This is a genomic window from Plantactinospora sp. BB1 (genome assembly GCF_003030385.1).
In the GTDB taxonomy this organism is placed as follows: domain Bacteria; phylum Actinomycetota; class Actinomycetes; order Mycobacteriales; family Micromonosporaceae; genus Plantactinospora.
Map to the genome: position 1 here is coordinate 1,893,670 of NZ_CP028159.1, position 14,196 is coordinate 1,907,865.

The 14,196-nt window shown below is 74.0% G+C and carries 10 protein-coding genes; 2 read left to right on the forward strand and 8 right to left on the reverse strand.

The genetic code is table 11. The features are described 5' to 3' along the window. Nucleotides 1–31 precede the first annotated feature (31 nt). The 8 genes from C6W10_RS08050 to C6W10_RS08085 form a co-directional block, all read right to left on the reverse strand. Nucleotides 32–2,290 carry an AAA family ATPase gene (locus C6W10_RS08050; RefSeq protein ID WP_107257518.1) on the reverse strand — a complete coding sequence of 753 codons (2,259 nt, stop codon included), beginning with the start codon at nt 2,288–2,290 and terminating at the stop codon, nt 32–34. A gap of 54 nt (nt 2,291–2,344) precedes the next feature. Beyond that, nucleotides 2,345–3,244 (reverse strand): cellulose binding domain-containing protein, encoded by a 900-nt coding sequence (locus C6W10_RS08055; RefSeq protein ID WP_107257519.1) that lies wholly within the window; start codon nt 3,242–3,244, stop codon nt 2,345–2,347. A gap of 146 nt (nt 3,245–3,390) precedes the next feature. Next, on the reverse strand, nt 3,391–3,804 hold the full coding sequence (locus C6W10_RS08060; RefSeq protein WP_107257520.1) for a hypothetical protein: 414 nt from the start codon (nt 3,802–3,804) through the stop codon (nt 3,391–3,393). A 53-nt stretch (nt 3,805–3,857) separates the two neighbouring features. Next, a complete protein-coding gene (locus tag C6W10_RS08065; protein ID WP_318396947.1) occupies nt 3,858–4,409 on the reverse strand; it encodes an ATP/GTP-binding protein in 552 nt (183 codons plus the stop codon). Nucleotides 4,410–4,620: 211 nt separating this feature from the next. Further along, nucleotides 4,621–5,124, reverse strand: coding sequence for a DUF742 domain-containing protein (locus C6W10_RS08070; RefSeq protein ID WP_107257521.1), 504 nt, complete (start codon nt 5,122–5,124; stop codon nt 4,621–4,623). A gap of 76 nt (nt 5,125–5,200) precedes the next feature. After that, nucleotides 5,201–5,668 (reverse strand): roadblock/LC7 domain-containing protein, encoded by a 468-nt coding sequence (locus C6W10_RS08075; RefSeq protein ID WP_107257522.1) that lies wholly within the window; start codon nt 5,666–5,668, stop codon nt 5,201–5,203. Next, nucleotides 5,665–8,661, reverse strand: a complete 2,997-nt coding sequence (locus C6W10_RS08080; RefSeq protein ID WP_107257523.1) for a nitrate- and nitrite sensing domain-containing protein — start codon at nt 8,659–8,661, stop codon at nt 5,665–5,667. Before C6W10_RS08080 ends, C6W10_RS08075 begins: the two co-directional genes overlap by 4 nt. After that, entirely contained in the window at nt 8,651–9,994 is a 1,344-nt protein-coding gene (locus C6W10_RS08085) for a hypothetical protein (RefSeq protein WP_159079287.1), read from the reverse strand. Before C6W10_RS08085 ends, C6W10_RS08080 begins: the two co-directional genes overlap by 11 nt. A 374-nt stretch (nt 9,995–10,368) precedes the next feature. On the opposite strand from C6W10_RS08085, the gene C6W10_RS08090 reads away from it, so the two are divergent. Together C6W10_RS08090 and C6W10_RS08095 are read left to right on the forward strand one after the other, a co-directional pair. Continuing rightward, nucleotides 10,369–13,287: an alpha/beta fold hydrolase gene (locus C6W10_RS08090; protein WP_107257525.1), complete on the forward strand. Its 2,919-nt coding sequence runs from the start codon at nt 10,369–10,371 to the stop codon at nt 13,285–13,287. Beyond that, nucleotides 13,287–14,171 (forward strand): ABC transporter permease, encoded by an 885-nt coding sequence (locus C6W10_RS08095; RefSeq protein WP_107257526.1) that lies wholly within the window; start codon nt 13,287–13,289, stop codon nt 14,169–14,171. Before C6W10_RS08090 ends, C6W10_RS08095 begins: the two co-directional genes overlap by 1 nt. The last annotated feature ends 25 nt before the right edge of the window (nt 14,172–14,196 follow it).

The following is a 14,196-nucleotide window of genomic DNA, read 5'->3' on the forward strand; positions in this document are numbered from 1 at the left end:
GCCACCTGGCGGAACCGGGCCGGGATCCTGCTCACCGCTGCGCGGCGTACGCGGCCAGCCAGGCGACCTGACCCGGATCCAGCGACGGCCGGACCCGGGACCGGGCCGTCGCCACATGCCCGGCGTGCACCGTGCTCGCCTCCAGCGACTCCCGCATCGCCGCCAGCGCCGCCTCCCGGACCAGCGCCGCACAGTCCGCGGCGGAGAAGCCGTCCAACTCCTCGGCCAGCGCCGCCAACTCCACCTCCTCGGCCAGCGGCACCGACCGGGCCGCCGCCCTCAGGATCTCGGCCCGGGCGGCGGCGTCCGGCGGCGGCACGTAGACCAGCCGCTCCAACCGGCCCGGCCGCAGCAGCGCCGGATCCACCAGATCCGGCCGGTTCGTCGCACCGACCACCACCACGTTGCGCAGCGTCTCCACCCCGTCCAGCTCGGTCAGCAGCGCCGCGACCACCCGGTCGGTGGTACCGCCGTCGGTGGCCTGGCCGCGTACCGGGGCCAGCGCGTCGACCTCGTCGAGGAAGACCAGCGTCGGTGCCGCCTCCCGGGCCCGGCGGAACAGCTCCCGGACCGCCCGCTCGCTCTCGCCGACCCACTTCGAGAGCAGCTCCGCGCCCTTCACCGACAGCACGTTCGCCCGACCGGTACCGGCCAGCGCGGTGACCAGGAACGTCTTGCCGCACCCCGGCGGGCCGTAGAGGAGTACGCCGCGCGGCGGCTGCACGCCGAGCCGGGCGAAGGTGTCCGGATAGTTCAGCGGCCAGAGCACCGACTCGGTCAGCACCTCCTTGACCTCGGCCATGTCCCCGACGTCGTCCAGGGTCACGTCGGCCAGCTCCAGCACCGACGACTCGGCCATCGAGGTCGGCCGGACCACCTCCAGGGCCGCCGAGAAGTCCGCCATCGCCACCGTCGGGGCGGTCGCCTCCTTCTGCCGCAGCGCGGCGCGTACCCCGGCCTCCCGGGCCAGCGCGGCCAGGTCGGCGGCGACGAATCCGGGCGTACGGCCGGCCACCTCGTCCAGCCGGACGTCCTCGTCCAGCGGCATCCCCCGGGTCAGCACCGTCAACTGCTCCCGGCGCAGCGCGGCGTCCGGCAGTGGGATCGCGATCTCCAGCGAGAGCAGGTCCGGCGCGCGCAGCGCCGGGTCCACCGACTCGGGCCGGCTGGTCGTGCAGACGACGGCGGCACCGGCGCGTACCGTCTCGGCCAGCAACTGCCGGAAGACCGTACCCACCGGACCGGGCGTGTCGCGCGGCGCCAGCGCCTCGACGTCGGCGACCAGCAGCACCGCGGGCGGCGCGTCCCGGACCGAGGCGGCGGCCTCGCGGAGCCGCCGGGCGGCGGCGTCGTTGGTCAGCGCGGCGACCTCCGGCGCCCAGATCGCGGCGAACCGGGCCCCCACCGACCGGGAGACCGCCCGGACCAGCGCCGACTTGCCGGACCCGGCCGGGCCGGTCAGGAGTACGCCGAGCGAGACCGTCGTGCCCAGCCGGCCCAGCACCTCCCGGTGGTGGAAGCCGAGGTCGAGCAGCTCGGTCAACTCCTCGGCCTGGGTCCGCAGCCCGGGCAGCTCGTCCAGGCCGGGCGCCGGATCCGGTACCGGCCCGGTCGCCGCCCGCGGACTCTGGCCGCCGGTGACCGCCCGCAGCTCGGCCGAGGTCGTGCCGTGCGTGGCGTGACCGTCCCGCCAGCCGACCACACTGTCCATGGTCACCAGCACCGAATCGGCCTCGCCGCCGGTGTCGAGCGGCCCGGTCGAGCCGTTCGCCGACTCCGCCGAGGTCACCGTCAGCAGGGTGCTGGTCCAGGCGTAGCCGACGGTGTTCGCCAGGCTGCGCCGGGCCGCCTCGACCAGGGTCCGCACCGCCGCGTCGGGCAGCACGTCCTGGGGGAGCAGGGAGACGTCGTCACCGGCGGTCACCATCTTGCCGAGCAGGGCGAGGCGGAGCATCTCCGGCGAGACCACGGCGACGATCTCCGGCGGGCCGGTCAGCACCACCCGGCGGGCCGCCACCACCGGGATCGGCGCGACGGTTACCTGGCTGCCGTCGCGTACCCCGAGGTTGCCGAGGACCAGGTCGTCGGCGTAGAGCAGGGCGCGGCTCGCCGACGGCTCCGCCCGGGCCACGATCCCGGCGGTGCTCCGCCGCCCGGTGAGGCGTACCGGAGCGCCGGGGTGCAGACCCAGCGCGGTCAGCACCTCCGGATGCAGCCGGACGATGCCCCGGCGGGCGTCCAGCGCGGCCGGACGCAGGCTGGCGGTGAGCGTGAGATCCCGACCCGTCACCGGCCGAGAGTACCGGCCGGGAGCGGACCGGCATCCACCCGACGTCCGCGCCGTTCAGGAGGAGGTGTCGCCGAACTCGCGTACCCCGTCGACGTCGAGGGTGATCCGGCCGTTCTCGATCCACCCGCCGGTGGCGCTCCGCCAGCTCCGGTCGTCGCGCTCGTCGATCGCACTCCAGCTCTGCCGGTGGAAGCGCAGGTAGATCGGCCCGGACGAGGCGCCGGGGGCGAGCACCGCGCCGGGGACGGTCAGCTCCACCCAGCCGGGAATCGGGGTACCCGGCGGCGGGAACACGCTCGGGCTCGGCGTCGGCGCGCCGCTCGGCCCGCCGGGCGGCGGCGCGGGCGGCGGGAAGTACTGGAGGGTACGCCGGATCCGGTCGCAGCCGAGCGCCGCCCAGTCGCACCCCAGCACCAGGTCGGTGTTGCCGCCCTCGAAGGTCAGGTGGTACCGCACCCGGACGTAGTTGAGGTCGAGCGGCTCGTCGCCGGTGTTGACGATCCGGAGTGCGTAGTGGATCTGGTTGTTCGTCGGGGACCAGTCCAGGTTGAGGTAGCCGACCTTCGCCCGGCCGTACGCGGTGCGGAGGTTGATCTCCGGTGAGTTGTCGGAGTACGCGTTGATCGCGTAGGCGCCGATCGCGATCCGGTACTCGGTGCCGGGCGCCAGGTCGGTCACCGTGAGGGTAGTGCTGCTCGTACTGCCGAGGTTGCGGTAGACGTTGCTGCCGAGCAGCACCCGTACCTCGTAGATGATCGGGTCCTCGCCGGCCGGGTCGCTCGCCCAGGTCGCGGGCGCCCAGGTCAGGGTGAGGGCGTGCGGCTCGTTGGCGAGCACGACCGGGACGCCGGGGGCGGTCAGCCTCGGCGGGTCGTCGGCCCGCGCGACGCCGACGGCGAGCAGGCTCAGCAGCGCGGCGAGGAGGCTGACGGCGGTGACGCGGCGGGCACGCATGGCGAGGATGGTATCGATCACATACACAGTCCTCAATGCAAAATGTCCGACTCCATCGCCCGCCGAGGACGGGACCGACCGGGAGACGGGCGGCAGATTCCCCGAAACCCGGCGGATGTCCGTCGGCACCGCTCCTCGACCGGGGATCAGCCGTGGTCGTCGGGGCCGAGCAGCGACGGGTCCCGGCGGATCAGGTCGGCGAGCCGGGCGGCGGCGTCCGGTGCCGGCGGATCCTCCGGGGCCGCCCAGCCCGGCACCGTCCTGACCGACATCGGCCAGGAGTGCGGTGCCTGCCCGGCGACCGGCAACGCCGGCTCGGCGGCGGGCCGCACGGTGACCTCGCCGTCCGACCAGGCCACGTGCATCGCCGAGATCTTCGGCCCGTCGGCGACCCACATCGTGACCGCCACGTTCGGATGCTGTGCGACCACCCGTTGCACGGCCTCGGTCACCTCGTCGACCGGTGATCCTGCCCGGGCGGCCGCCTCCTGGGCCCGTCGTCGTTGCAGCGCCTCCCGGCGCTCCATGCGTGCCAGTGCGTCGTCCAGTTCGCCCCTCATCGTGTCACCCTTCCCGGCCAACCGCCGACCCGTCGCGGCCGGACCGTCGCGGGCTAAGTCTCCCGCTCCCGGATCGCTCGATCCAGGGCCCGATCCAGCACGATCAGTAAGGCGTCGCGTACCGAAAGTCGATCTCGAGCGTCGAACTGGACCAGTGGAACATGTTCCCCGATCGCCAGCGCCCAACGGATCGCCGTCAGGTCGTGCGCGATCTGGCCGTCGAACGCGTTGACCGCGACGACGAAGGGTAGACGGGCCCGCTCGAAGTAGTCGATGGCGGGATAACAGTCGTCGAGCCGGGAGGAGTCCACCACCACCAGCGCCCCGAGCGCACCCCGGGCCAGGTCGTCCCACATGAACCCGAACCGGGACTGCCCCGGGGTACCGAAGAGGTAGAGCTTGAGACTGCGGTCGATGGTGACGCAGCCGAAGTCCATCGCCACCGTCGTGGTGGTCTTCTCGGAGCGGATCCCCGGATCGTCCACCCCGATCCCGGCGGTGGTCATCTCCGCCTCGGTGGTCAGCGGCGCGATCTCCGAGATGGCCCCGACCGTGGTGGTCTTGCCCACCCCGAAACCCCCGGCGATCAGGATCTTCACCGGGATCGGCGGTGCGCTGCCGCGCCGCTGGTCGGACCGGTGCGCCCCGGCCGGATCGGCGCCGGTCTCCCGGGCGTGCCGGGGCGGCGCGGAACGGGCCGGTGGGGCGTACCCGGCGGGCAGCCCACGACCGGTACCGACACCGTGTCCGGCCGGGCTGCCGTACCGGCCGGGTGCGCTGTTCGCCAGGGGGCCGGCCGGCGGCGAGGCGGGCCAGTCAGGAGATCGCACGAAGTCCATCGATCACTCGCATAATGAGGTCGGGGTCGTGGGCATCCTCGACGGGACAGACGTGTACGTCGAGGTGGCCGGCGGCCCGCAGGTCACCGACCAGGATCTTGGTGACGCCGAGATGCATCCGAAGCCGGGCGGAGATCTCCGCCACGGACATCGGCTCGACGCACAGCGCGACGATGTCCTGGAGTTCCGAGGAGAGCCGGTTGACCGGTGGGCTGGTCCAGGAGGTGTCGTCGATCCTGGCGGTCACCTGGGTCTCCAACCCGATCGCCGGATCTGCCCCGGAGACCCGCCCGGAAGTCAGCACGAACGGGCGCAGCCCGGTCGGTGCCGGCTGCACGACCGGCAGCTCCCCGGTGTCCGCCTCCGGTTGCGCCTGCTCCTCGGCAAGCGCGGCCTGGAGGTAGGGACGGATCCGGACCGTCGGCAACACCTCCGGTTCCGGCTCCGCGTCCGGCGCCGGCACCTCGCTCCGCTCGGTCATGCGGGTCCCTCACTCCGCCCGGGGGCGCTCCGGGGTGTACGGCGCGGCGGACCGCCGCCCACCGCAACACCCGTGGTCACGACTGAACGGAGTTCTTCAGTTCGACGATCAGCCGAGGGGTGAGCGCGCCTCCGGCCCGACCGGCGAACAGGGTCATCTCGTAGGCGACGGTGCCGAGGTTGGCCGACCGGTCGGCGACCACCCCGAGGACCGAGCCGCTGCTGATCGCGCTGACCAGCAGGTAGCCGTCGGTCATGTCCACCACCACCCGGTTGAGCGCACCCAGCGTGTACCAGTTCGCGGCGCCACTGGCCAGGCTGGTCATCCCGGAGACCACCGCGGCGAGGCGCTCCGCGTTCGACCGGTCCTTGATCGACGACATGGCCATCAGCAGACCGTCGGAGGAGACCGCGATCGCCTCCTGCACACCGGCGGTGCCGGACGTGAACGAGTCCAGCAACCAGTTGAAGGTGCGTGCCTCCTGGCTCAGCTCGCCGGTGCCCGCTGCCTGGTCCTGCTCGGTACGGATGAAGGGAGTGCTCATCGTGGGGTTCCCTCTTCGTGGCGGTGTTCTGTTCGGACTTCGCTCAGCGCGCGGGCGACACCGGACTCGAACTGCATCATCAGCTCGCGTACCTGGTCGGGGTCGCCCGGCCCGGCGGTGGCGACGGCCGGCGCCTGGCCGAGCGGGGTGGTCGGCAGGGGAACGCTCAGGTTGGCTCCGGGGACCCGCCGGTTGAGCCGGGGCGGAGCGCCCGTCGCGGCGGGGGTCGCCGCTGGGGTGCCGTTGGGCCGGGATGCCGACCCGACCGGCCTGACATTACCGCCCTCCGGACGCGGGGCGTCCCGCTCCGGCGGTGTGCCGCCCGACGGCGGGTCGGCGGCCGGCTCCGGCCCGGAGGAGACCGGTCGGGGTACGTCCCGGTCCGGCTCCCCGGGCCCGGTGCCGAGCTGCTCCGACGGGTGGTCGGGGCCGGTCGGCCGGGACTGCTGCTCGCGCTGCGCCCGGCGTACCCCGGCCTCGAACTCCTCGATCAGCGCCCGGACGACGGACGGGTCGGCCGGGGTCGGTTCGGGGCGGCTCCGACTGGTGGTGTTCGGCAGTTGGGCGCCCGGGACCCGCTGGCGCAGCCCGGTGCCGGGGCCGGACGAGGCGGGTCCCGGGCCGCTGTCGGCGGAAGGCGTCGCCGGGGCACCGGAGGTGGCCGGGCCGCTTCCCGCATCGGGGCCGCCGGGGGCGGCGCCGTCGGAGTGTCCCGCCCGATCCGCGCCGGGCTCGGCGGTGGCGACCGGGCGGGTCAGGAAGGCGTTCCAGGGTTGGCCGGAGGTCAGCGACCGGGTGGCCCGGCGGATCAGCTCCTCGTCGAAGACCGGGCCGGCCGGTACCGCCACCGGCATCAGCTCGGGCAGCCGGAACACCGGTGCCGGCCCGGCCGCCGCGGGCACCGGCTCCGGGATCACCGGTACCGGCTCGGCGGGCCTGGGCGGTGCGGCCTCGGCGGGCCTGGGTGGTGCCGGCTGGGCGGGCCTGGACGGTACCGGCTCGACGAGTCCGGGCGGGGCCGGCTCGGCGGTGGGTACGGTGGCCCGGCCGTGCGGGATGGCGCCCTCCGCGACCTTGACCGGACGGACCGGCAGCGGTGCCGACGCGCTCGCCCGGGGTGTCGGCAGTTCGGATTCCGGACGCCGGGTGACCAGCAGCCGGTCGGCGATCTCCACCCCGACGGTCACGCCACCGCCGGGGGTGGTCGCCGAGAGGGTGACCCGCCAGCCGTGCCGGCGGGCCAGCCGGCCCACCACGAACAGCCCGAGCACCTCGGTCGGCACCAGGTCCAGTCGCTCGCGTCGGGTCAGCCGGGCGTTCTCCTCGGCCAGCCGCTCCGGGGTCATCCCGATGCCGTGGTCGACCAGGTTGAGGCGTACCCCGCCCGGGACGACCTCGGCGAGCACGGTGACCCGGGTGTGCGGCGGGGAGAAGGCGGTGGCGTTCTCCATCAGTTCGGCCAGGGTCAGCACCAGGTCGCCGATGACCCCGGGCGCCACCGCGACGTCGAGCCGGACCTGCACGTCGACCCGGGTGAAGTCCTCGATCTCACCGAGCGCCAGCCGGACCACGTCACCGAGCGGCAGCGGGGCGACGTGCCCGTCGCCGCCGGCTCCGCCGGAGAGCACCACCAGGCTGCTCGCGTTGCGGCGCAGCCGGCTGGAGACGTGGTCGAGCCGGTAGAGGTGCTGGAGCCGGCCGGGATCCGTCTCCTGGTGTTCCAGCCGGTCGATCAGGGCGATCTGCCGGCCGACCAGGTTCTGGGTACGTCGTCCGACGTGCCCGAACATCTGGGCCACGTTGCGCCGGCTGGCGGCCTGCCGCTCCACCAGCCGGGCGGCCGTACCCTGCACCCGCTCGAAGGCTCGGGCCAGGTCGCCGATCTCGTCGCGGCCGTCCACGTCCACCGGGTCGAGCCGGATCGGGTGGTACGACTCGGACTCGTCGTCGACGATCCGGGTCAGTTCCTCCTCGGCGGCCCGGGCCATCCGCTCGGCGGAGACGGTCAGCCGGGTCAGCGGCCGGGCGACGGTACGCGCCACCGCCAGGCTGAGCAGCATCATCAGCGCGATGGTCAGCAGCACCAGCAGGCCGACCGTGTACGCCCCGGCGATGGCCCGCTGGCGCTGGTCGGTGACCTCGGCGACCACGTCGGTGACGATCTTCTTCTCGATGAACTGACCAAGCGTGATCAGGGAGGAGGCCGCCGGGAAGAGGTCCGCCAGGTCCAGTTCGGCGATCGCCTCGGTCGGGTCGGCGGCACCGGCGCTGAGGAACTCGGGGCCGGTCCGGGCCGCCGTCGCCCGCTCGATCAGGCTGTAGAGCTCGTTCTGCGCCGGGGTGGCGAAGCTGCGGAACCGGGCCAGGTTGGCTTCGAGCCGGGCCATGGTGCCGACGTACGCGATGCCGGAGGCCGGGTTCTTCGTCCCGGCGACCAGCACGATCAGGCTGGCGGCGGCGCTGATCCCCTCGTCGGTGCGGAGTACCGCGTCGAGCGCGATCATCTGGCGGCCCTCGGGCGTACTGGCGTCGGCGGTGTGGGTCAGCCCCAGCGACCCGATCAGCGCGGTGTGTACCTGGCCGAAGGTGGTGATCACCTGGTCCGGCCTGGCCCGCCGGTTCAGTACGCCGGTCCGCAGGTCGGTCAGCCGGCCGATGCCGCCGATCGCGGTCTCGATCTCCTCGGTCAGTTGGTCGCCGAGTTCGGCCCGCAGGTCGGCGATCCGGTCGCCCACCTGGGCGCCCTGCTGGACGAGTTCGGAGCGGTCGACCACGTTGAGCAGGTAGCCGACGGAGAGCAGCCGCTCCCGCTGGAGGTCCTGCACGAGGGTGCCGACCTGGCCGGCCCGGCGCACCGTTTCGGCGGTCTCGGCCGCCTCCCGGGCCGAGGAGATCCGGTCGACCAGCACCGGGACGGCGAGGCCGATGGTGCTGAGCAGCGGAAGGATGGCGAGCAGGGCCAGCCGGCCCCGGATCCGGAGCCTACCGAGCATCGGGACGTCCCCACGGCGCCTGGCTGTCCGGCGCGGCCGACGGGGTCGCCTGGCCGGCGGGTACCGGATCCTGCCAGTCCGCCAGCGGCGAGCGCCGGCCCGGATCGCCCGCCGGGTCCGGCCGGCGCGGCCGGCGCTCGGGCAGCGGTGGCACGCCGCCGGCCGGCGGCCCGGCCAGCGCCGCCCCGGCCGGCAGCGGCGACTCGATCGGCGGCGGTCCGGACGGCGGCGGCCCGGTCGGCGGAGGTCCGGACGGGGTACCGACGGCGGAGCCGAGCCCGCCGGTGACCGGGTCGCCGGCCTCGGCCGGGGCGCGGCCGGCCCGGGCGGCGGCCCGGGCCGCCAGCACCGGCAGGGCGGCGACGGCGAGCACCAGGAGTACGGCCAGGACCAGCGCGCCGACGATGATCCGCCGTTCGTCGACGCGTGCGTCGGCCCGCTCCCGGAGCAGGATGTCGAGTTCGGTCAGGATGATCGTGGCCAGGCCGGATCCGGCGAGTTGCGCGGAGGCGCGGGCGGCACCGACCTGGATCGGGTTGGGCGCGGTCGAGTCGCGGGTGAGGGTGGCGAGATCCTCCACCGCGCGCTGGTAGCCGTCGAGCCGGCTGAGCAGGTTGCCGCCGAGGGTCCGGCTGGCGGTGCTCTCCACCGCCGAGCGCAGGTTGTCGACCAGGTCGGCCGTCGGGCCGAGTACGTCGGCGCGGGCCAGGGCCAGCTCGCTGGCGGTACGCAGCCGGTCGCCGCGCGGGCGGCCCGAGGCCAGTACCGAGCGGTCGGCGAGGCGTCCGGCCGCGACCAGCGCCTCCGGCAGTTCCTCGGCCACCGCGTCCTGGAGGTGGTAGGAGTCCGAGTCCGGGTCCCGGATCAGCCCGGAACTCTCCCGCACCTTGGCGTAGAGCGCCAGCAGCAGGTCGGTGGTCTCGGTGTAGACCGTGTAGGCGTCCTGCGGGTTGCCCGGCGGGCGGTCGGGCAGCGCCTCGATCTTGGCGTGCAGCCCGGCCCAGCGCTCGCTGGTACGCAGCTCGGCACCGTATCGGACGTCGATCGCGCTGGTCTGCTCGACCGCGGTACGCAGTGCCGCGGCGGCCGCCGCCCGACCGGCCACGGCACCGGACTGGGCGTCGACCAGGGCCAGCGTCACCTGTCCCAGGGCACGCAGGTATTCGACCCCGTGCCGCTCGCGTTCGGTGCCGGCGAGCCGGTCGTCGTTACTGCGCCAGGCCGAGCTGAACAGCACGCCGACCGGGATCAGCAGGGCGACCGCGAGCAGCACTCGCAGCGCCGTACCGGTCCGGTTCGGCGCGCGCCGGGACCGTTGCGCGGGAACTGTCATCGTCCATCTCCATCGGCGCGAGGGGTCGATCTGCGTGGCGGGCGTGGGGAGGCCGCCCGGTCCCGTCCACCGGACCGGAAAACTAGTAGACGTCGGAGCCCCTCGATCCGGGCCGAGCAGTCAGTTATGCGTCACTTGGGTACAGGTAACACCCGGTGAGCAAAATTGTGACTCCTTGTGCATTGTTGCCTAGGTGCATGCATCGATTAGTACGTCCTGCACCAAAAATCGGAATTCACAGAATCCGAAGTCGTCTCGCCGGATACCCGGTGGCGCGACGCGGACGACCAGTCACGGACACCGAACGGGCCAGCCGGACGGACGTACGGCGGATCTCAGCCAACGCTCAGCTCCGGCGCCGTACGGTGTGACCCATGCCTTCCCGACTGCTGGCGCGGCTGCGCCGTGCCCGGCCGACCCGGCGCCGGATGGTGGCCGGCTCGACCGTGCTGGTGCTGCTCGCCGCGCTGGTCGGCTGGGCGGCCTGGCCGGAGCGCCCGCCCTACTCCACAACGGACTCGACGATCACCGTCCGCTCCGGACCCGGCGGCGACCAGCCGGTCGACCTGGACACCCGGTTCTACCTGCCGGACGGGGCGAGCGCCGACCGGCCGGTACCGGCGGTGCTGCTGGCGCACGGCTTCGGCGGCACGAAGCGGTCCGTCGAGGACGACGCCGAGGACCTGGCCGGACTCGGTTACGCGGTGTTGACGTACACCGCGCGGGGGTTCGGGCGCAGCGGCGGGCAGATCCACCTGGACCACCCCGACTACGAGGTACGCGACGCCGCCCGGCTGCTGGACTGGCTCGCCGCCCGGCCGGACATCCGCAAGGACGCGGCCGGCGACCCCCGGGTGGGCGTGGTCGGCGGCTCGTACGGCGGCGGCCTGGCCCTGCTGCTCGCCGCGGCGGACCAGCGGGTGGACGCCATCGTGCCGATGATCACCTGGAACGACCTGGCCCGCTCCTTCCTGCCCGAGGCGACCGGCCGGGAACCGGTCGACGGCGTCTTCAAGAAGGGCTGGGCGGGGATCTTCTTCGGCAGCGGCGGCGGTACGGGCAGCCTGGGCGGGCTGGCCGTACCCGGCGCCGCCGGGAACTCCGGCTCGGAGGAGGCGGACGAGGACGGGCCGGCGGCCGGCCAGGATCCGGTACTCGGCACGGTGCCGGGTGCCGCTCCGGGCGGTACCCCGGCCGACCCGGCCTGTGGACGCTTCGCCGCCGACGTCTGCGCGGCGTACCTGCGGATCGCCACCGCCGGCCGGGCCGACCCGGCGGCGGTCGAGCTGCTCCGGCGGTCCAGCCCGGCCGGGGTGCTGGACCGGATCAAGGCGCCCACCCTGCTGATCCAGGGCGCGGCGGACACCCTCTTCCCGCTCGCCGAGGCGGACGCCAACGCCCGGGGCATCGCGGCCGGCGGCACCCCGGTCCGGGTCGCCTGGTTCACCGGCGGCCACGACGGCGGCGAGGGCCCGCAGACCGACCGGGACCGGCTGCGCTTCCTGATGGCGCAGTGGCTGGAGCACTACGTCAAGGGGTCCGGCGAGACGCCGTCGGCCAGCTTCACCTGGTCCCGGATCGCCGGCTTCGACGCGCTCGACCGGGGCCTGGTCGCCACCGGCTTCTCCGTCACCGACTATCCGGGCGTCGGCGGCACGACCAGCGAGTCGATCGCGGTCGCCGGCCCGGCGCAGCGGATCGCGAACCCGCCGGCCGGCAACCCGGCGGCGATCTCCGCGCTGCCCTTCGGCGGCGGCTTCTCGTCGCTGCTCGACGGGGTCGCCGGTGACCTGCCCGGCCAGCACGCCCGGTTCGAGTCGGCACCACTGGACCGGGCCGTCGACGTGGTCGGGTCGCCGACGGTCACCATTCGGGCCGCGTCGCCGACCGGCGAGGCGGTGCTCTTCGTCAAGCTCTACGACGTCGACCCGAACGGCCCGGCCGCGCTCTCCAACGGCCTCGTCGCGCCGGTCCGGCTGACCGGGCTGCCCGCCGACGTCGCCGCCGCGACCCCGGTCACGGTCACCCTGCCGGCGATCGTGCGCCGGATCGAGGCCGGGCACCGGCTGCGGATCGTGGTCGCCACCTCCGACCAGGGCTTCGCCACCCCGGTCGAGCCGGCCACCTACACCGTCGCGCTGGCCGGCCCGGCGTCCGGGACCGTACCCGGAATGCCGGCCGGAGCCGCCCTGACCGGCGCCGAGGTGTCGTTGCCGACCGTGTCCGGCGAGCCGATCGCCACCCCGGCGGTGATCTGGCGCTGGGCGCTCGCCGGCCTGGTCGCGGCGATCGTGCTCGGGCTCGTCGTGGTGGTGGCCGTGCTGCGCCGCCGGCACCGCCGGCACGACACCTCGGTGCATCCGGAGTACGCCGACACCCCGCTCGTCGTCCGCGACCTGCGCAAGGAGTACGCCGACGGCTTCGTCGCGGTCTCCCGGATCGACTTCGAGGTGCACCGGGGACAGGTGGTCGGGCTGCTCGGGCCGAACGGCGCCGGCAAGACCACCACCCTGCGGGTACTGATGGGGCTGACCCAGCCGACCACCGGCGAGATCCACGTCTTCGGCCACCGGCTGGTCCCCGGCTCACCGGTGCTCTCCCGGATCGGCGCGCTGGTGGAGGGGCCGGGCTTCCTGCCGCACCTCAGCGGGTTGGAAAACCTGCGGGCGTACTGGCGGGCGACCGGGCGGCCGGAGGCGGACGCGCACTTCGAGGAGGCGCTGGAGATCGCCGGGCTCGGCGACTCGATCCACCGGAAGACCCGGAAATACAGCCACGGCATGCGGCAGCGGCTGGCCATCGCCCAGGCGATGCTCGGGCTGCCCGAGCTGCTGGTGCTGGACGAGCCGACGGACGGGCTCGACCCGCCGCAGATCGCCGAGATGCGCCGGGTGCTGCGCCGGTACGCCACCGACGGGCGGGCGGTGCTGGTCTCCAGCCACCTGCTGGCCGAGGTGGAACAGACCTGTACGCACGCGGTCGTCGTACACAAGGGGCAGATCGTGGCGTCCGGCCGGGTGGAGGAGATCGTCGGCGAGTCGCCCTCCACCCAGTTCGACGTCTCCGACGTCGACGCCGCCCGGGCCGTACTGGACCGGCTCGACGGTGTCCGGGTGCTGCCGGAGACGAACGGCGCGCTGGTGGTCGACACCAACGGCACCGCCCGGAGCGAGGTGGTGGCCGAACTCGTCCGGGCCGGCGTCGGGGTGGACCGGGTGGTGCCGCGCCGCCGCCTGGAGGATGCCTTCCTCGCCCTGGTCGGCGAGAACTCTCGGGGAAGCGGGGACCGCTGATGACCGCCACGGAAACCAGGGCACCGGACGCGGCCGGCGGTGCCGCCGGGTACCGCCCCCGGGCCACGCTCTCGATTGCCGCCGAGTGGCGCCGGCAGGCGTCCCGCCGGCGTACCCAGTTCGCGCTCGGCTTCATGGTGCTGCTGCCGCTGATCATCCTGATCGCGTTCCAGTTCGAGAGCTCCGGCGACGACGACAACGGTGGCGGCGAGTTCGGCAGCCTGATCGAGCTGGCCACCACGGGCGGGCTGAACTTCACCCTCTTCGCGCTGCTGGTCTCCTCGTCGTTCCTGCTGGTCGTGGTGGTGGCGCTCTTCTGCGGCGACACGGTGGCCAGCGAGGCGAGCTGGGGCAGCCTGCGCTACCTGCTGGCCGTACCGGTGCCCCGGGCCCGGCTGCTCGCGGTCAAGCTGGTGGTCGCGCTCGGGTACTCGCTGCTGGCCCTGCTGCTGCTGGCCGGCACCGCGCTGCTCGCCGGCACCCTCCGGTACGGCTGGTCGCCGCTCTCCAGCACGGTGGCCGCGCAGATCCCGGCCGGGGAGGGGCTGCTGCGACTGCTCGGCATCCTCGGCTATCTCGCGGTGGTACTCCTGGTCGTGGCCGGCCTGGCGTTCCTGCTCTCGGTGACCACGGACGCGGCGCTCGGCGCGGTCGGCGGCGCGGTGCTGCTCTGGATCCTCTCCAGCATCCTCGACCAGATCACCGCGCTGGGGGTGCTCCGGGACTTCCTGCCGACGCACTACAGCTCGGCCTGGCTCGGCCTGCTCTCCACGCCGGTGCAGACCGACGACATCGTCAAGGGCGCCATCTCGGCGATCTGCTATGCCACCGTCTTCTGGTCGCTCGCCTTCTGGCGCTTCACCCGCAAGGACGTGGTGTCCTAGCGGGTCAGGCAGGGGCCGGGCGCCC